Genomic DNA, 19,415 nt, shown 5'->3' with positions numbered 1-19,415 from the left:
TTTAATCCTCTTTGTCTGTTATTATATCCAAAGTCAGAAGGACCTGGTTGCTCGTCACCGAATCCCCTTCCTTTACCTGCACATCGCGTACCGTGCAGGCCGAACTTACCTTATAATTACTCTGCATCTTCATTGCTTCGATCACTACGACAATATCGCCAGGTTCGAGACGGTCGCCTTTCTGAACAGCAACCTTCACCACCTTGCCGGGCATCGGAGAAATAATCTTATTGTCCTGCCGCTCTTCGCTATTCCTGCGCATACGCAAATATTTCACCTGCGTATCAACAATATCCACACCATAAGAGAGGAAATGGGTATTCACCGTATAGTTTTTACCACTTTCTCCGCGGATCAGTTCTGCATTATACGAAACACCGTTGTGCAAAATAGAACAGGCGCCATTTTCGGCCATTACGACATCGACTTCATAAGGGATACCGTCAATAGTCAACCGGACTTTGTTTCCATCTTTACTGACCAACGAAACATCCGCAACTCTTTTTCCAATATGTATTTCCATAAATAATAATTATTCAATAGTGCTAATGTGCCGATTATTAAATACGCAGGACTCCTTTTTGTAATCCGAATTCACGCCAGCGGCTGATCGGACGATTGTCGGAAGCCTGACCGGATCTGTTTTCCTCCAGATTGACCAGATAATCTATATAGGCAGCGATCATAGCTATATTTTCAGTCTCTGTTCCACCCTCTTCTACGGGATGTTGCAATTGTCCGGCATTTTTTTCAATAAAAGAAGTATCATACTTTCCCTGCACAAAGTCGGATGTATCCATAATCCGACGTAAGTAACCGATATTCGTTTTCAACCCGGTAATCTTATACTCATGCAATACCCGCCGCATGCGTTCGATCGCATATTGGCGCGTTGTCGCCCAAACGATCAGTTTTCCGATCATCGGGTCGTAATAAACCGGTATTTCATATCCTTCATACACATAACTGTCTACACGGACACCGATGCCGTTCGGCTCTGTCAATTGTTTAATGACACCGGGAGAAGGCATAAAACCGGCTTCTGTATCTTCTGCACAGATACGGCATTCAATGGCATGTCCGCGCTGGACGATCTCCTCCTGGCGGATATGGAGCGTTTCGTTGTTAGCCACCCGGATCTGTTCTTTTACCAGATCGACGCCTAAAACTTCCTCGGTAATCGGATGCTCCACTTGGAGACGCGTATTCATTTCCAGAAAATAAAAATTCCGATGTTTGTCCACCAAAAACTCAATGGTACCAGCACCTGAATAGTTGACAGCTTTTGCCGCAGCAACAGCCTTTTCACCCATATTTTTTCTTAACTCGGGAGTGATGAACGGAGATGGACTTTCCTCCACGATTTTCTGATTACGGCGTTGAACGGAACATTCACGTTCACAAAGATGGATTACATTCCCGTGATTGTCACCCAATACCTGAAATTCGATATGATGAGGTTCCTCCACGAATTTCTCCAGATAAACTGTGTCGTCACCAAAAGACGATAACGATTCCGAGCGGGCAGAATGATAAGCCTCCACCACATCTTCTTCTTTATAGATCAGTCGCATCCCTTTTCCTCCGCCTCCCATAGAGGCTTTCAGCATAACGGGGAAACCGATTTCCTTACATATCCGAACGGCTTCGGCAGCATCCTGCAACGGTTGTTGCGTTCCCGGAACAACCGGTACACCGGCCTCGATCATCCGCTTACGGGCTGATATCTTATCGCCCATCGCCTCCATCGTCTCAGCAGCCGGGCCAATAAAAATAATATTTTCCTCTTTACATCTGCGGGCAAAAGCCGCATTTTCCGAAAGGAAACCATAACCGGGATGAATGGCATCGGCTTTATGAATTTTCGCCGCTTGGATAATCTTTTCTATATCCAGATAACTATCTTTTGATGCGGCAGGCCCTATCAGGCAGGCCTCATCAGCATAAAGTACATGCCGTGCCGCCCGGTCGGCTTCCGAAAAAACAGCCACAGACTGTATTCCCATCTCCCGGCAGGAACGCATCACACGTACGGCGATCTCGCCACGGTTTGCAATTAATATCTTCCGTATCATATCAATGCTTTAAATGTTTATAACGGGGATTCACCTCACAGGCATAGAAATATTTCTTGATCTCATTCAAACAGGAGTTGCACAAACATCCCGGATAATGGACCTTCACATAAGCAAGCTGGAGTTCATCCAATTTCACAGGCACACAATGACAGGCGGATATATCATCTACCCGACAAACAAAAGAGCCCCCACAACGCGGACAATCTTTCTCCATAAATCTGATAAATTTAGAATAAACAATCATTTCGAACCCGTATCCTAACCCACGAGGATATGAGCCTTTAACGAACGGCAGGTCTTCTGACTGACTCCCATCCTGAAGCCTTCCCGACACATGTCAGTGGCATAAGTTATTTTCAGGATGTTATTAGAGCTTCACAGCAGCGGGACTGTCCGGGATTTACACCCGATTCCCTTTTAATCTGTATTTCCAGAATCAAAAATACAGAACCATTTCGGTGCAAAACTACAAAAATAAAAGACAAAACAATGATATAAAATAAGTTTTTTATACTTTTGCGCCCCGGTTTAGGTTTATCGCCCGTTTTTCCGCCAGCAAAAAGAAACATTCCGGAATAGAATCCGGTTCATATATAAAAAGTACGACATGAGTAGAAATGAATCTTTGCTACCCGTAGCCAAATTCATCGCAGAGTACTCCGCCCATATGATGGGATGCGGGGTACACACATCCCGGGTAGTCCGGAGTTCCAAACGAATAGGAGAAGCATATGGCGCTGATGTTAAAATCAGCATTTTTCAGAAAAATATTATTCTGACGATCTCCGACAATGATACGAAAGAAACATACAGCGAGGTGATCGATATCCCCGCTCTTCCGATAAGTTTCGAGAAGAACGCCAAACTGAGCGCTCTGAGTTGGGAAACGTATGACAAACATTTGCCGTTGGAAGAATTAAAAGATAAATATGAGGAGATTATCGCCAGCCCGCATATCGATCCGCTTTTCGTTCTGATACTGGTAGCTTTGCCAATGCCTCTTTCTGCCGCCTGTTCGGGGGAGACATTACCTCGATGGGGATTGTCTTTTCTGCGACTATCACCGGTTTTTTCCTGAAACAACAGATGCAGATCCGGAAATTCAATCATTACATAATTTTCGTGGTATCGGCCTTTATTGCATCGCTTTGTGCCTCTACAGCGTTGATATTCGACACGACCTCGGACATTGCACTGGCAACGAGCGTCCTGTTCCTGATACCGGGCGTACCGCTGATCAATGGGGTTATCGACATTGTCGAAGGGTATATACTGACCGGTTTTGCCCGGCTGGTCAATGCGCTGATGCTGATTATCTGTATCGCGATCGGGCTTTCTTTCACATTAATGATGGTAAAAAACAATTTGATATGATAGTATTGGATATTCTTTTAGACGGACTTTTTGCAGCCATTGCAGGTATTGGTTTCGGTGCGATTTCCGACCCACCTATGCGAGCGTTTCCTTACATTGCCTTGCTGGCTGCCGTAGGCCATGCCTGCCGATTCTGCCTGATGACTTTCTTCGGGGTGGATATCGCTACCGCCTCCCTGTTCGGGGCATTGGTGATCGGATTCGGAAGTTTGTGGCTGGGAGGCAGGATTTACTGCCCGATGACAGTGCTTTATATCCCGGCTTTATTGCCGATGATCCCAGCAAATTTGCCTACAACATGGTTTTCTCGCTGATCATGTTCCTCCAGACGATGGACGAACCGGTACAGAAAGCGAAATATATTGAAATGTTCATGTCGAACGGTTTCGTTACCTTCACCGCGATCTTCATGCTGACGGTCGGTGCGACACTGCCGATCTTCCTCCTGCCGGGTAAGGCTTTTTCATTAACACGACGCAAATAAAATCATCAGCATACGAATAACTCTATGGAAATTTTCTGGAAAACGATAGGACTCTACAATGCAGCAACCTGGGAATGGCAACTGGGAATTATCCTGATCGGGATAATATTGACCGTCCTGCTGACCCGCAACCCTCAGCCGTGGGTAAAGAACGGAATGAAAATCTATCTGATTGCCGTCTATCTGTGGATATCGGTCATCTACTACTACATCTACTGTGCCGAGCGCAGCTACAACGAAGTGATGGCCTTATTCTGGGCGATCATGGCGATACTATGGGGATGGGATGCCTTGTCAGGATACACTACTTTCGAACGTACCCGCAAATATGACTGGTTGGCGTACTTCCTGTTTGCCATGCCGTTTATCTATCCGCTGATATCGATGGTACGGGGACTGACTTTCCCGGAAATGACTTCGCCGGTCATGCCTTGTTCGGTCGTTGTTTTCACCATCGGACTCCTGTTGTTCTTCTCTAAGAATATCAACATGTTCATAGTCCTGTTTCTGACACACTGGTCGCTGATCGGCTTGTCGAAAACATATTACTTCAATATCCCGGAAGATTTCCTGCTGGCCAGTGCTTCCGTCCCGGCGTTATATCTTTTCTTCAAAGAATATTTCGCCAACAACCTGCACACCGGCTCGAAGCCGAATGCGAAATATGTAAACTTATTACTTATCCTGGTCTGCGTTGCCATTGGGATATTACTGACGACAACCATGTTTATCGAATTACTGAAAGACAAATAGCAATCCGAATAAGCAATTATAGATATTTCGTACCATCAACAGACAGGGCGATCGACCGGAATCGCCCCTGTTTTTTCTGTTTTTTTGCACAAACAATTGATACATTTCACATTATACCCCATTATCACCAAACAGCCTTTTTTGGGAAAACTTTTTATCATCAAAACCTTCAAAGTTTTCCATTTTTACAAATATCATATCTGATTTACAAGAGTTTGACATAATTTAACCCGTTAAAAGTTTTCCAAAAAGAAAACCATATAATAATTGAGCATACCTTTGCAGAAGAATAAAAAGTAATACACCAATACAATTATCATGATTCAGACAGTTATCAAAAGGGATGGACGTATCGTCGGATTTAATGAGGAAAAAATAGTAACGGCGATCCGTAAAGCGATGCTGCATACGGAAAATGGAGAAGATTTGCAGTTGATCCGCCAGATCACGGATCATATTTCATTCAAAGGAGAACCGCAAATGACAGTCGAAGCGATTCAGGACGCTGTCGAACTGGAACTAATGAACAGTAGCCGCAAGGATGTGGCTCAGAAATACATTGCCTACCGCAATCAGCGCAGTGTTGCCCGTAAAGCAAAAACCCGCGATATGTTCCTGGAAATCATCAATATCAAGTCGAACGACATTACCCGCGAAAATGCAAATATGAACGCAGATACCCCCGCAGGTATGATGATGAAATTTTCCAGTGAGACGACCAAACCGTTCGTTGACGATTACCTGTTGAGCGAAGAGGTAAAAGAGGCGGTTGCCAACAATTACCTGCATATTCATGATAAAGATTATTACCCGACCAAGAGCCTGACTTGCGTACAGCATCCGCTGGACCGCATCCTTAAATATGGATTCTCGGCCGGACACGGTGAATCGCGCCCCGCCAAACGTATCGAAACGGCAAGTATCCTGGGATGTATCTCTTTAGAAACTGCACAAAATGAGATGCATGGCGGACAGGCGATCCCGGCTTTCGATTTTTACCTGGCACCTTATGTGCGTAACAGCTATATCGAAGAAGTCAAAAATCTGGAAGATCTGAATGGCGTAGACTATTCACACCTTTATAATAAAGAAATAGACGATTATGTAACCCGTCCGCTGGATGGCCTGACCGGAGACAAACGACTCGTACAGCATGCTATCAATAAAACCGTCAGCCGCGTTCATCAGTCCATGGAGGCTTTCATCCACAACATGAACACGATCCATTCACGCGGTGGTAACCAGGTGGTATTCAGCTCCATCAACTATGGAACGGATACGTCCGCCGAAGGCCGCTGCATTATCCGTGAATTGCTGAAAAGCACATACCGGGGTGTCGGCAACGGCGAAACTGCCATTTTCCCGATTCAGATATGGAAAAAGAAACGGGGCGTAAGTTATCTGCCGGAAGACCGGAACTATGACCTGTATGAACTGGCCTGCAAAGTGACAGCCCGCCGCTTCTTCCCGAACTTCCTGAACCTGGATGCCACATTCAATCAGCATGAAGACTGGAGAGCCGACGATCCCGAACGTTACAAATACGAAGTGGCAACCATGGGATGCCGTACCCGCGTATTCGAAAACCGTTTCGGACCGAAAACATCTATCGGACGCGGCAACCTGTCGTTCTCGACGATCAACATCGTACGTCTGGCAATCGAATGCATGGACATTGAAAATAAGGAAGAGCGGATTGCCCGTTTCTTCGCAAAGCTGGATGAAATGCTGGAAACCACGGCCCTTCAACTTCATGAACGTATGGAATTTCAGAAAACGGCTTATGCCAAACAGTTCCCACTGCTGATGTCCTCTTTATGGCTGGGCAGCGAGAAACTGAAACCGACCGATACAATTGCCCCGGTCATCAACCAGGGCACACTAGGAATCGGATTCATCGGACTGGCAGAATGCCTGGTTGCCCTGACCGGCAAACATCACGGCGAAGATGCAGCCTCACAGGAACTGGGATTACGGATCGTGACTTATATGCGCGACCGTGTAAACCAGTTCTCGGAACGTTATCAGCATAATTACAGTGTACTGGCAACTCCGGCAGAAGGACTTTCCGGTAAGTTTACCGCTAGAGACCGCAAAAAATTCGGACCGTTACCCGGTATTACCGACCGAGATTATTACACGAATTCCAACCATGTCCCGGTATATTACAAATGTAGCGCCCGCCATAAAGCAGAAGTAGAAGCCCCTTACCACGCACTGACAGGCGGCGGCCATATCTTTTATGTGGAAATAGACGGCGACGCCACCCACAACCCGGAAGTGATCATGAAGGTGGTCGACATGATGGATAAATACAATATCGGCTACGGCTCGGTAAACCATAACCGCAACCGCTGTCTGGATTGTGGCTACGAAAACGCAGCCAACCATCTGGACGAATGCCCCAAATGCGGCAGCAAACATCTGGACAAACTACAACGCATCACCGGCTATCTGGTAGGTACAACCGATCGCTGGAACAATGCCAAGTTAGCGGAGTTGAATGACAGAATTATTCATAATTAGAAAAATACGATGTTATCGATTATTGATATTATAGAAGATACGACTGTAGACGGTCCGGGATTCCGGACCGCTATCTACGCTGCCGGCTGCCCAAACCAGTGTCCGGGTTGCCATAACCCTGAATCGTGGGATATCAATAAGGGCCGACCTGTTCCTACTGAAGAGATACTGGAAAAGGTCCTCGCAGACGATTTTGCAGATGTAACTTTCAGCGGGGGCGACCCGATGTTTCAGCCGGAAGAATTCACCAAGCTGGCACGAGCCATCAAAGAAAAAAGCCAGAAAAACATCTGGTGTTACACCGGATATACATTTGAGAAACTGCTGGAAAACCCGAAACAGGCCGCACTGCTTCAATATGTAGACGTTCTGGTAGACGGCAAATTCAAACAAGCCCTCCATGACGAAAGCCTCCTGTTCCGAGGCAGCAGTAACCAGCGATTGATCGATGTCAAAAAATCACTGAAAGAAAATAAAGTCGTTTTCTATAATTATAACCCGTTTATATAAAAAGCAAAACGACAAAAGAATAAGACATATACAAACATTATGACAGATAACAACCTTAAATGAGAACAGACTTATTTTTCATTTAGTCATTCCAGAAAGGCTCACTACACATTTATTAACACATAGACTATCCAATAGCTACTTTTTATCTCGTTTTAAACGAAGTTCGAATTTGTTTAAAACAAAATTTAATTCGTTTAAAACGAGATAAAATTTTGTTTTAGTAGAAATTGCGCCTTTTTTAGACTAAAAATTTGTTAATTAAGACATCCGCAATACAACTATCAGTACTATTAAAAGAGAAAATTACATGTTTTTAGGCAGTTTTCATTTCCAGAACAACCAAAAATCAGCATCTGCAGCGAATAGCAATATATCAACATAACAACAGAAAACATAACAGATCAGCTATAGTTCATAAACAATATGCAACATTCTGCTAAAGTTATCACAATAATCAAGACACAACGAGCAAAAGAAACCTCACGAGAGGCTCATAAAAACAAACCAACATTCCCGCCACCCGTACAAACCATCCACCCCACACATAAATATCATTTTGATAATCAATTAATTTCCCTGTGACTTTTCTGACAGAAAGATTTTTTAATGAATAAATATTATTTGTATTCAAAAATACTTTACTACTTTTGCAGCGGATTAAGGTGAATCACAATGCATTCTGCAAGTGATGAGAGGGAATCCGGTGAAAGTCCGGAACAATGCCCGTTGCTGTAATCCCGTTCCGGTGACTGCCGGAAATGCTTGCAACTCCATGCCACTGACGAAAGTCGGGAAGCTTTGCAAAGCCGGGAAAGTCAGAAAACCTGCCTGATCAATTGTATTCGTGCTTTCGGGATAAAAAGCAGGGATTAACAAGGCGGAATTTCAAAACAAATTCTTCCAACTTATTTGCTTACTTATATGAGACTGAAAGGTATTGCTATGTCTTTACTTTCGGTGTGTGTGCTGACACCTGCAACAACATTTGCAGAAACACTGGCTACTGATACACCGGATAAAGAACAGGTACAAACCGGCATTTGTGTGTTGACCGGCAAAATCATTGACTCCGAAACAGGAGAAGGTATACCTATGGCTACAATCAATGTTCCCGGAACATTGATTGGCACCGCCTGTGACGCAGACGGTCGTTTCCGGCTGGAACTAATCGAAGGCAAAAGTTATAATTTATTGGTCCGTTCCACCGGATACATGGAACAACGCATCAAAATCGATGCCAACGGAGCCGCCAAACAGATGAATATCCAAATGAATGCAGGGATATTCGACCTAAACGAGGTGGTCGTTACCGGGACGCGCACAGAAAAACTCATCAAAAACTCTCCCGTACTGACCAAACTGATCCCGGCCTCACAACTACAACGCAATGATTTTGAAAACATCATGGACGCGTTGGAGTTTACAATTCCCGGATTACAGTTCAATAGTGACCCGCGCGGCGACAATATTCGCATCCAGGGACTTGAGAACAAATATATACTCATACTGGTAGATGGCGAGCGCCTGTCCAATACACCCGGTGGTCCGATTGATTTCGAGCGGCTGAGTACATCCAATATCAAACAGATAGAAGTTGTAAAAGGCGCAGCCTCAGCATTGTATGGTTCCAGTGCAATCGGTATGATCATTAATATCATCACGAAAACACCCGAACGTCCAGCAGAAGGATGGGCCAAAGTACGCTATTCACGCTACAATGAGCTTCTGATGGATGCAGCCTTTGGTACCAAATACAAGAATTTTACATCGCAGACATTATTCAACCGGAACTCGACAGACGGGTATGACCTGACTCCCGATTCACCGGGAAACTATACCCAGAACCCGTCGGCCAATATGACAATATCCGAAAAACTGGGATGGGAATATAATCACACGAAGATAAACGCATCGGCCGATTTCTTCCTTAATGAAGAAAAAAATCCGAAATTAAGCGATGAAGTAACCCATTACAAGAGTTTTAACAAAACATTCCGTGCCGGTATAGAGCAGCAATTGGGAGAAAAAAATCTGTTGAAAGGGGTTTACTATGGAGACTTTTACATCCGTCGTACAGTTTTTGAAAAGCTGGATTCAATTGGTAAAAATGCCACATCCAATGTACAGACTCTGCGTCTGACGGATATTTATACCCCACTCGATAATCTGCAGGGAATAGGCGGCATTGAGTTCAATTGGAATAAAGATTATAATGTCAAACAATACGGTGAAAATCTGAAAACCCGCAAGGTAAACGATATCAACGGATTTGTACAACTGGACTGGAAAGTTATCCCGGAACTCGATATTATCGGTGGTTTCCGTTATACGCATCATTCTGTTTTCGGAGATGCCTATACACCGAAAGTCAACGTCATGTACTCACCCGGAAATCTCCGTTTACGTGCCGGTTACAGCAAAGGATTCAAGGCTCCGGATGCAACTGAATTATTTTCTGATTTTCAGATGGGATCGGTATCCCACAATATAGGAAACCCGGATTTAAAAGCCGAACATTCCAATTATTATTCTTTTTCTGCCGAATACACATTCAATAAATTGAATATAAGCGGAGAAATTTATCAAAATGATATTAAAGACAAGATACAGTCGTATAACGTTATTGTCGATCTGCCCGGTGGAGGCCAGGAAGCACAACTGCGATACAGAAATGTAGATAACGCCCGTATCCGGGGTGCCGAAATCTCCCTCACTTATAAACCGTTCCAATGGGTAAATCTGCAAGGGACTTATGACTTTACAGATGCTCAGGATAAAGCGACCGGATTGCAATTGACAGGAAACACTAAACATGCACTCAACTGTAATGCCATGTTTATGTTCGATTTGTTCAAACGGGAAACGACGGTTTCTGTTGCCGGAAGATGGACTTCAAAGAAAATCAATTTCCGCGAAAAGACTATAACAGATCCCGAAACCGGAGAAACCACCCAGCAAATGGTTGACAGTCCGCAGGATGCCTACAGTTTGTGGAAACTGACCGTACAATACAGTATCTGGAAACACAAATATATGAACTTGCTGTTAACGGCTGGCGTACAAAATATTTTCAATTACACCGATCCTGTCAACTTTACAACTTACGATTCGGGACGTCGTGTTTTCGGCTCCGTTATTTTCAAATTCTAATATGCGATTATGAACATTATAAATTTTAATCATTTTATGAAAACGAGTAATTTTAAATTTTCAGTATCCGGTCTAAAACAGATCATGGTACTTGTTACATTGTGTTTGCTTTCTTCCGGATTCATTGCTTGTAGTGACGATGAGAAAGAGGAACCGGAAGTTCCGGCAGAGGCTAAATCTTTCACGGTTCATGCAACCAGTACCAATCCTGATGATTGGTGTTATTTTTCTTTTGAAAAAGGAGACAGTGTAGTAATAGACAAAGCAAATGCTGCTAAAGACCAAACCTGGGATATCGCATTCCAACGTTTTTATGTACGCACCAACAGCGGTACTTCCGGCAACGGACAAGGAGGAGCATTGGACACAAAACAAACAACATTCGATGCTGTAACTACAGTTCCGACAAGCGGTTTCATTGCTGACTCAAAAGAAAAAATGATGTTGATTATGAGCAAATTTGAGGAACACTCACTCAACACGGCTTTTCAGGCACCCGGGTATGAAGAATATTATTCATGGACCTGGTATAATTACATGATAAACACTTGGTTTCCAAATAATAATGTATTTATTATTAGAACAGCAGATGGAAAACATTATGCCAAATTAATATTTAAACAATACAAAGACGATAAAGGTGTTTCAGGTCACCCCACTTTTGAATACATATATCCGTTTAAATAGTAATTAGTTAATCAACGCAAAGGAAGGGAGATACATCAGACACACATCACACTCTTTCCACTCTCCCTTCCCTTTGCCAATTTTTATATAAGTATGTCTGTTATTCAATTCCTCTGTCAACACAAATCCGCAGGATGGAAAGCCGGGCTGGCACTTTTGCTGGTACTCGGCTTATATGCTTTTTATAGCCTGTTGTTATCACCCACCAAGATTGCGTTGGTGAACTTCCCCTCCTATCAAGTATCCAACATCGCGATGGCCAACGACAGCCGCTTGATAAAAGTGAAAGAAGTCAAGGCCGAAGATGCGTCATCGCTCAAAAGCTACGATGCCATCCTCCTTTTCGGACCGGGGTTGCGCCTGACGGAAGAACAGACAGAAAATATCGAGATCGCCGGAAAGAAAGGAACTGCCGTATACACCTTTGTCTTCTCCTCCGGCTCCATCAACAACCACCATGTAGACAGTTTACAAGAACAGCAACTAGATATTTATTATAACAACCGAAGCCGCAAGAACTACCGGAACATGCTATATTATATCCGCAGCACGTTCGACAGCCGAAAACTTTTCCAGACAAAAGCCGGGGAACCGTTATTGATTCCTTCCGACATTTTTTTCCACCTGGAAGAGGGTGTGTTCTTCCGGACAGCCGACGAACTGACCAACCACCTTCGCGAAAAGAAACTATATAAAGAGAATGCCCCGCGTATCGCCTTCGTTTCAGGTATGACCTCACCGCTGGAAGGCAACCGGAGTTATATCGACAGTCTGATCACCCGACTGACGGATGCAGGTTTCAATGTCTATCCGATTGCCTCTGCTGCCCGACGCCAGGAACTGATGGAAAGTGTACATCCGGATGCCGTCGTTTACCTGCCGATGGGACGGCTGGGCGGTGACAAGACTGTAGAGTGGCTGACAGAAAACAATATCCCGCTCTTCTGTCCGCTTTCCATCATGCTGAGTCGCGACGAATGGCTGAGCGATGACAAGAACAAAGGCGTAACCGGCGGTTATCTGACTGCACGCATCGTTCTTCCCGAAATAGACGGAGGCATCGATCCGCTCGTTATCTCTACACAGAACCAGCATCCAAACGGCTATTTTATGTTTGATGCGGAGAGTGAACGCCTGGATAACTTTACACAAAATGTAAAAAACTACCTGCAACTGCGCAATAAACCCAATAAAGAGAAACGCCTGGCAATCTGTTATTTCAAAGCAGCCGGACAAGCATCACTCGTAGCCGCCGGGCTGGAAGTAGCTCCCTCTCTTTACGAATTGCTGAAACGGCTGAAACAGGAAGGTTACCAGGTAGACGGACTGCCCGACACCTTCGACAGTTTCAACCAATTGCTAAAGAAACAGGGAGCCGTATTGGGAGCTTATGCCAAAGGGGCACAGGACGATTTCATGAAAAACGGGAATCCGTTATGGGTTAGTAAAAGTACATATGAACAGTGGGCTAGCCAGACGCTCGTCCCCGAAAAATATAAGGAGGTTGTCGACAAATATGGCGAAGCGCCGGGCGATTACCTGAGTACAACACGGGACGGAGAACCTTCGCTGGCTATCGCACGCCTGCAATTCGGAAATGTCGTATTATTTCCTCAACCACATGCTGCCGAAGGGGATGACGAGTTCCAAATCGTACATGGAGCAAGCGTAGCACCGCCACATGCTTATCTGGCTCCTTATCTTTGGGTGCAAAATGAATTTAAAGCAGATGCCCTGATCCATTTCGGGACACACGGTAGTTTGGAGTTCACCCCAGGCAAACAGGCAGGATTATCCAATAGGGACTGGCCGGATTGCCTGATAGGCAGCCTGCCTCATTTCTACTATTACAGTATTGCCAATGTAGGTGAAGCGATCATCGCCAAACGGCGTACGCATGCCGTCATGCTATCGCATCTTACGCCTCCGTTCATGGGAAGTCGTACACGGGGACGTTTCTCCGGCTTGTTCAGCGACATCGATGCCTGGTATCAGGCACCGGAGAGCAAACAGCAGGAGATTGGTCTGAAAATAAAAGCCTCCGTATTAAAACTGGGATTACAAAGGGACTTACAACTCGACAGCATCGCCAATAAGCCCTACACGGCAGAAGAGATAGAACGTATCGAAAACTTCGCCGAAGAAATTGCCAATGAGAAGATGACCGGGCGACTTTATACACTCGGACAGACTTACACCCCGGAAGATATCGAATCGACCGTGATAGCCATGTCGGCTGACCCGTTGGCATACAGCCTGGCACGCTTGGATGCTCTGAACGGAAAGATCACCCGCAAACAACTGGAAAACAACACCTATATTTCCCGTCGCTACCTCACCCCGGTCAAAAGTAAGCTGAAACAGCTGCTCGCTTCGCCGGTACAAAATCCGGAACGGCTGATGCAGGATTTTGCCTCACTGAGCCGCGCCGACCTGATGAAGGCACGTGCTACTGATATGGCCGTCAATCCCCGCCAGTTATCCATGAGTGAAATGATGGCAATGGCCGCCGGCGACGAGAATGACAATTCCGGTAAAAGCGACGAAAGCGGAGGCATGAAAATGCCGGCTGGCATTCCTAAAGTAGGTAAAATGCCGGACTGGGTAAAAAAACGAATCGAAGCCCGTAAACAGGCAAAAAAAGAAGGAAAAAAAGCCGTTCTGCCGGAAGTACCGCAGGAAGAGAAAGACTTTTCTTTCGCCGTTCTGGAAATCGAACGTACACTGAAAAACGTACTCAGTTACAAACAATTACTCGAATCATCCCCGGAATCGGAACTACAAGGTTTCTTGCATGCCCTGAACGGAGGCTATATCGCCCCCAGTCCCGGTGGTGATGTGGTTCTCTCGCCCAACACCCTGCCAACCGGACGGAACATGTACTCCATCAATGCCGAAGCAACACCCGGCACACGTGCCTGGGACAACGGAAAAGCATTGGCTGAAGCTACTTTGCACACTTATTTCAAGAAACACGAAGACTGGCCTCGAAAGGTCAGCTATACTTTCTGGGCCGGCGAATTTATCGAGACCGAGGCGCCACCCTGGCACAAGCCTCTATATGCTGGGAGTAGAGCCGGTACGTGACGGCATGGGGCGTGTTACCGATATCCGCCTGATTCCTTCTGAGGAATTAAAACGTCCGCGTATCGACATTGTCGTCCAGACTTCCGGACAACTCCGCGACCTGGCCGCCTCCCGTCTGGCAATGTTGAGTAAGGCGGTAGCCATGGCCGCTAAATCGGAAGGGGACCAATATGGCAACTATGTAGCTGAAGGCACCGTCGAATCGGAAAAACGACTGGTTGAAAAAGGCATATCCCCCAAAGAGGCCCGCGAACTGTCGACGATGCGCATATTCGGTGCCGTAAACGGCGGCTACGGAACCGGTATCACCGGACTCGTAGAAAAAGGGGATGCTTGGGAAAAAGAGTCGCAGATTGCAGACACTTATCTGAACAATATGGGAGCCATTTACGGTGATCCTGATAAATGGGGAGAAGTCGTCAAAGACCTGTTCGAAGTTGCCCTGCAAAACACCGATGTTGTGATGCAACCACGTCAGAGCAACACCTGGGGGGCTTTAAGCCTGGACCATATGTATGAATTTATGGGAGGATTGAATCTCTCCGTACGTAATGTCACCGGCAAAGACCCGGAGGCTTATCTGTCCGATTACCGCAACCGCCATAATATCCGCCTGCAAAACCTGCAGGAAGCAATCGGAGTAGAAAGTCGTACAACCCTGCTTAACCCGGAATACATCAAAGAAAAGATGAAAGGCGGAGCGACAACGGCTGAGAATTTCTCCAAGACATTCCGTAACACCTATGGCTGGAATGTAATGAAACCTTCCACCATCGACAATGAATTGTGGGATGACCTGTATAAAATGTATGTCCTCGACGAGCAGCAACTGGGAATACATAACTTCTTCCGGAAAGAAAGTCCAGCCGCCCTCGAAGAAATGACTGCCGTCATGCTCGAAACCGCCCGCAAAGGATACTGGAAAGCGACAAACGAACAATTGCAGCAAATAGCCGAACTGCATACGAACCTGGTCAACGAATTCAAACCGGCCTGCACAGGATTTGTCTGCGACAATGACAAACTGAAAGAGTTTATCGCCTCCCATACCTCCACAGAACAAGCCCGCACATATCAGCGGAATATCACTGCAATAAAAGAGGCTTTAGTAGAAACCGGACAACAAGTCGTTCTGAAAAAAGACCAACTGACACAACAGCCTCAAACGGAAAGCCAGACATTGGATGGTATATTAATCGGCGTTACGGTTATGGCCTTATTCGTCATGTTGGTTTTTATCCTGAAACGGAGAAAAAAGTAACGGATGGAGTATGTTATAGGCATATTACTCGGATTCATCACCCTGAATTTCCTGTTGAAAATAGGTTTCTATGAATCGTTCTACGGGATACTCGCTGCCGGTCTGGGGTGCAGCCTTTTTGTCCTGGCAATCTGGCCCTGGGCTACGGAACAGTCAAAAACACAGATAGCCGACTTTCTGGCCTCTCCGGAACGAATGCAGGATGCGGCTGTTATGATAACACTGGAATCAACGGTTATGATTGCTTTCTGTTTCGATTGTTTCGCCGGTTTACGGCAGCATGATACGTTTTTCAAACGTAACCTGACCCGTCTGCTTACCTATTATCCGGGAATACTTATCTCTGTGGTACTGGCCTATACACTCACCCAGACAATCTTTGCTTTTCCGGGAACAGACTTCCGCACTGTGGCGTGGTGCTTTGCTACAGTCACAGGGGTAGGCGTGATTGGTTGCGGTTGGTTCCTGAAAAAATTTCTGGGCGACAACAGCCTGCGATTGGAATTGCTATTTATTACGAACCTTTTTATCATTCTGCTGGGAATTATCGCCACCTAGAATGGAAATTAATAAAAAACACACGGATATGACATCTATCTCAAATGCTTTATTCTGGATATCGAATGGATTGCTGGTGCCTGTAGTGGTACTGTTACTACTATTTTTCATTCGTGCCATCCTAATGGCCGGAGGTTTTTTCGGAGAATTCTGGCAGAAAACACGTTTGCAGCAGCAAATAAACAATATGCTTGAAGAAATGACACCCGGCAATGCAGAAGAACTTTGCCGTCAATTGCCCGAAAACAAAAACATTCCGTTGCTGCGTTGCCTGCAAAAGCTCTACAGCCACAAGGAAAATAGCCCTTACTGCGAACGCCTGCTAGCCAATTACGAAGTAGAAGCGGAAAAAGAGCTGGGACGCTCGCGTAGCTTTATCAAATTAGGCCCTATGCTGGGACTTATGGGGACACTGATTCCGATGGGACCGGCGCTGGTCGGACTTTCTACCGGCGATATTGCATCTATGGCTTACAATATGCAGGTCGCGTTTGCCACCACCGTAGTCGGCATGGTTATTGCCGCAATCGGTGTAGTTACCCTGCAAATAAAACAGCGATGGTATGCACGTGATATGAACGATTTGGAATATATCTATAAAAACCTGCATCATGGCACAGCGAAATAGGTTACTTCATTCGGACGGAGATTCCGACCCGATGGGCGTGGTTGCCAATCTTTTCGATGTAGCATGGTATTTGCCGTAGCCCTGATGGTAGCGCTTGTCACCCGTTTCAATATGACGGAACTTTTCTCCAAAGAAGACTTTTCATTAGTTAAGAATCCGGGGAAAGAAAACATGGAGATAATCACTAAGAAGGGAGAATCCATCCAACGGTATACCCCTTCCGAAAACCAGGAATCGGAAGGGAAGAAAGGCCGCAAAGTCGGCATCGCTTACGAACTGGAAAACGGGGAGATTATTTATGTCCCGGAATAATGTTCTTTCTAGTCTTTTGCATATTGCCGTTTGAATGCCAACGGTGAAATATCCCGGTGCTTTTTGAAGAACTTTCCGAACGAAGACTGGTCGGAAAAGTTCAGCATATCTGCAACCTGTTGGATTGTAAGGTCCGGATTACGTAACAAAATCTCGGATTCACGTATCAGCGCCTCGCTAATCCATTGGTTGACTGTTTTTCCACTAAAACTTTTCATAATGCGTGAAAGATATTCGGGAGTAATACATAATTCGCCGGCATAGAAAGAGACGGAATGTTCCGTACGGCAATGTTTGTTCAGCAACTGGATGAACAGGAACAACAGCAAATCGCGGCTGGGAGGATTCGGACTGACATTTCCGCGGTTAGCCTGATAAACGATATTATTCATTTCCAGCAGAAAACCGCGAAGTTCATTCATGATAATATCCCGTTGCCAGGCATGTTCCGTACGTTCGATATTCCGTTCGATACGGTGCAGGCACTTTTCCAGCAAGACGCCTTCTTCCTCATTCAGTTTCTGTATCGGGCGGCTATGCCGGGAAGCGATATAGGCAGCGGGCATACGGCGGCTGTTCAGCATAATCTCCGAAAACAGGTTTCGCTCGATAATCAGGTGGTATCCCCTGAAATCAGGAGAAATACGGAAGTCCTTTACCGAATGCATATCCATAATATCCAACAGCAGGTTATCCGACAAATGATAGGTAAAATCATCTATCGTAATATCAATCTCTCCCTGCCGGACCAGAAAAATAGAAAATGCATCCAACCGGATGGAAGCCCCTTCCTTGAATCCCGGATTCTTATGGTCGCCGCCACTAAATTCTACAATAATCAATTTATCTTGATAGGACTTGGAATTCATACCAAAAGAAAGCAAGTCCTCAATAGTTAACTGCAAAACGGATTGTTCCATGAATAATTTTCTATGAACGGCAAAGATAAGAAATATATCTGAAAGCAATCCCGACCATTTTGCTGACGTCAGCAAAATGATAAATCCTACTTCTAGCATTGAAAAACAGGGGAATATAAAATAAAAATATATCACGAATCCTATTTTTATCAGATACTAATTCTTATATTTGCAGAAATCATAATAAAAACTGTAACTATGAAAACAGAAGAAATCAAAGAGTTATTCACGCGATTCGAAAGTATTGTCTGTGATTATAACGGAGTCGAATGTTGGAGTGCACGAGAATTGCAAAAATTACTAGGTTACACTAAATGGGAGAAATTCATAAATGTAATTGACAAAGCAGAAGAAGCGTGTAAAAATGCAGGAGAAATTATAGAGTATCATTTTCCCCACGTGGGAAATGATAAATCTAGGAAAAGGCGCTGAAAGAGAGATAGATAACATCCTCCTTACGCGCTATGCCTGCTATTTGATCGCCCAAAACGGAGATCCCCGAAAACCCGAAATCGCTTTTGCCCAAAACTATTTTGCCGTTCAAACTCGCCATGCAGAGCTTGTAGAACAGCGCTTATTAGACTTCGAACGCATCAACGCCCGCACCAAATTAGCAGAAACAGAGAAGTTACTTTCCGGTGTTTTATACGAAAGAGGTATCGACAGTAAAGGCTTTGCCACAATACGCTCAAAGGGAGACAAAGCTCTGTTCCGCATCGATACTAAACTGTTAAAACGCAAGTTAGGTGTACCGGACAGTCGCCCACTTGCCGATTTCCTGCCAACAATCAGCATAAAAGCAAAGGACTTTGCCGCGGAAATGACATCTGTGAATGTACAGCAAAAAGATTTGTACGGACAAACCCCTATCGAAAACGAACACGTAGATAATAATCTGGCAGTAAGAGATATGCTGATTAACAGAGGTATCTTTCCCGAACAGTTCCCAGCCGGAGAAGATATAAAAAAGGTAGAAAAGCGCCTGAAAGGAGACGCCAAGAAGCTAAACGACTCCAAGAAGAAAAAAAATAACACAGTAAAGAGTATGTTATAACGAAACCATTTTGCTGACGTCAGCAAAATG

General features: G+C 45.1%; 13 protein-coding genes, 4 pseudogenes and 2 riboswitches. Of the genes and pseudogenes, 13 read left to right on the top strand and 4 right to left on the bottom strand.

The features are described 5' to 3' along the window. Position 1: 1 nt before the first annotated feature. The 3 genes from DXA15_RS09400 to DXA15_RS09390 are packed head-to-tail and all read right to left on the bottom strand — an operon-like array spanning position 2 to position 2,292. Positions 2 to 523, bottom strand: coding sequence for a biotin/lipoyl-containing protein (locus DXA15_RS09400; protein WP_128133873.1), 522 nt, complete (start codon positions 521 to 523; stop codon positions 2 to 4). Positions 524 to 560: 37 nt separating this feature from the next. Continuing rightward, positions 561 to 2,075, bottom strand: a complete 1,515-nt coding sequence (gene accC / locus DXA15_RS09395; RefSeq protein WP_128133872.1) for an acetyl-CoA carboxylase biotin carboxylase subunit — start codon at positions 2,073 to 2,075, stop codon at positions 561 to 563. Between the two features lies 1 nt (position 2,076). Continuing rightward, positions 2,077 to 2,292 (bottom strand): cysteine-rich CWC family protein, encoded by a 216-nt coding sequence (locus DXA15_RS09390; protein WP_128133871.1) that lies wholly within the window; start codon positions 2,290 to 2,292, stop codon positions 2,077 to 2,079. Positions 2,293 to 2,350: 58 nt separating this feature from the next. Next, positions 2,351 to 2,548, bottom strand: a riboswitch (cobalamin riboswitch). Between the two features lie 137 nt (positions 2,549 to 2,685). Here DXA15_RS09390 and DXA15_RS09385 point away from each other — a divergent pair. The 12 genes and pseudogenes from DXA15_RS09385 to DXA15_RS09335 all read left to right on the top strand — a co-directional run bounded on the left by DXA15_RS09385 (position 2,686) and on the right by DXA15_RS09335 (position 17,411). Further along, positions 2,686 to 3,452: pseudogene (locus tag DXA15_RS09385) on the top strand (threonine/serine exporter ThrE family protein). Further along, positions 3,449 to 3,936 (top strand): annotated as a pseudogene (locus DXA15_RS09380) (threonine/serine exporter family protein). The pseudogenes DXA15_RS09385 and DXA15_RS09380 overlap by 4 nt, the downstream one beginning before the upstream one ends. Positions 3,937 to 3,960: 24 nt before the next feature. Next, positions 3,961 to 4,689, top strand: a complete 729-nt coding sequence (locus DXA15_RS09375; protein WP_128133870.1) for a DUF6064 family protein — start codon at positions 3,961 to 3,963, stop codon at positions 4,687 to 4,689. Between the two features lie 318 nt (positions 4,690 to 5,007). Further along, positions 5,008 to 7,215: an anaerobic ribonucleoside triphosphate reductase gene (locus DXA15_RS09370; RefSeq protein ID WP_007655665.1), complete on the top strand. Its 2,208-nt coding sequence runs from the start codon at positions 5,008 to 5,010 to the stop codon at positions 7,213 to 7,215. A gap of 9 nt (positions 7,216 to 7,224) precedes the next feature. Next, a complete protein-coding gene (gene nrdG, locus DXA15_RS09365) occupies positions 7,225 to 7,725 on the top strand; it encodes an anaerobic ribonucleoside-triphosphate reductase activating protein (protein WP_128133869.1) in 501 nt (166 codons plus the stop codon). Between the two features lie 646 nt (positions 7,726 to 8,371). Then, positions 8,372 to 8,575, top strand: a riboswitch (cobalamin riboswitch). 74 nt (positions 8,576 to 8,649) lie between these two features. Further along, positions 8,650 to 10,878 (top strand): TonB-dependent receptor, encoded by a 2,229-nt coding sequence (locus DXA15_RS09360; RefSeq protein ID WP_128133868.1) that lies wholly within the window; start codon positions 8,650 to 8,652, stop codon positions 10,876 to 10,878. Positions 10,879 to 10,914: 36 nt separating this feature from the next. After that, complete coding sequence (locus DXA15_RS09355) at positions 10,915 to 11,565, top strand: HmuY family protein (protein WP_158579649.1); 651 nt, start codon at positions 10,915 to 10,917, stop codon at positions 11,563 to 11,565. A 93-nt stretch (positions 11,566 to 11,658) separates the two neighbouring features. Then, entirely contained in the window at positions 11,659 to 14,652 is a 2,994-nt protein-coding gene (locus DXA15_RS27575) for a cobaltochelatase subunit CobN (protein WP_255419940.1), read from the top strand. After that, the gene (locus DXA15_RS27570; protein ID WP_255419939.1) at positions 14,627 to 15,913 is read left to right on the top strand and encodes a cobaltochelatase subunit CobN; all 1,287 of its coding nucleotides are present in this window, start codon (positions 14,627 to 14,629) and stop codon (positions 15,911 to 15,913) included. The genes DXA15_RS27575 and DXA15_RS27570 overlap by 26 nt, the downstream gene beginning before the upstream one ends. Positions 15,914 to 15,916: 3 nt before the next feature. Further along, the gene (locus DXA15_RS09345) at positions 15,917 to 16,471 is read left to right on the top strand and encodes a hypothetical protein (protein ID WP_128133866.1); all 555 of its coding nucleotides are present in this window, start codon (positions 15,917 to 15,919) and stop codon (positions 16,469 to 16,471) included. Positions 16,472 to 16,499: 28 nt separating this feature from the next. Next, a complete protein-coding gene (locus tag DXA15_RS09340) occupies positions 16,500 to 17,099 on the top strand; it encodes a MotA/TolQ/ExbB proton channel family protein (RefSeq protein ID WP_128133865.1) in 600 nt (199 codons plus the stop codon). Then, positions 17,083 to 17,411: pseudogene (locus DXA15_RS09335) on the top strand (DUF2149 domain-containing protein). Before DXA15_RS09340 ends, DXA15_RS09335 begins: the two are co-directional and overlap by 17 nt. A gap of 8 nt (positions 17,412 to 17,419) precedes the next feature. Here DXA15_RS09335 and DXA15_RS09330 read toward each other — a convergent pair. After that, the gene (locus DXA15_RS09330; RefSeq protein WP_233567057.1) at positions 17,420 to 18,331 is read right to left on the bottom strand and encodes an AraC family transcriptional regulator; all 912 of its coding nucleotides are present in this window, start codon (positions 18,329 to 18,331) and stop codon (positions 17,420 to 17,422) included. A 198-nt stretch (positions 18,332 to 18,529) separates the two neighbouring features. Here DXA15_RS09330 and dinD point away from each other — a divergent pair. Then, positions 18,530 to 19,385, top strand: a pseudogene (gene dinD / locus DXA15_RS09325) (DNA damage-inducible protein D). Positions 19,386 to 19,415: the final 30 nt, after the last annotated feature.

It is taken from the genome of Parabacteroides sp. AM58-2XD, assembly GCF_003463685.1.
Lineage (GTDB): Bacteria > Bacteroidota > Bacteroidia > Bacteroidales > Tannerellaceae > Parabacteroides > Parabacteroides segnis.
This window is presented reverse-complemented; position numbering and strand designations above follow the sequence as displayed.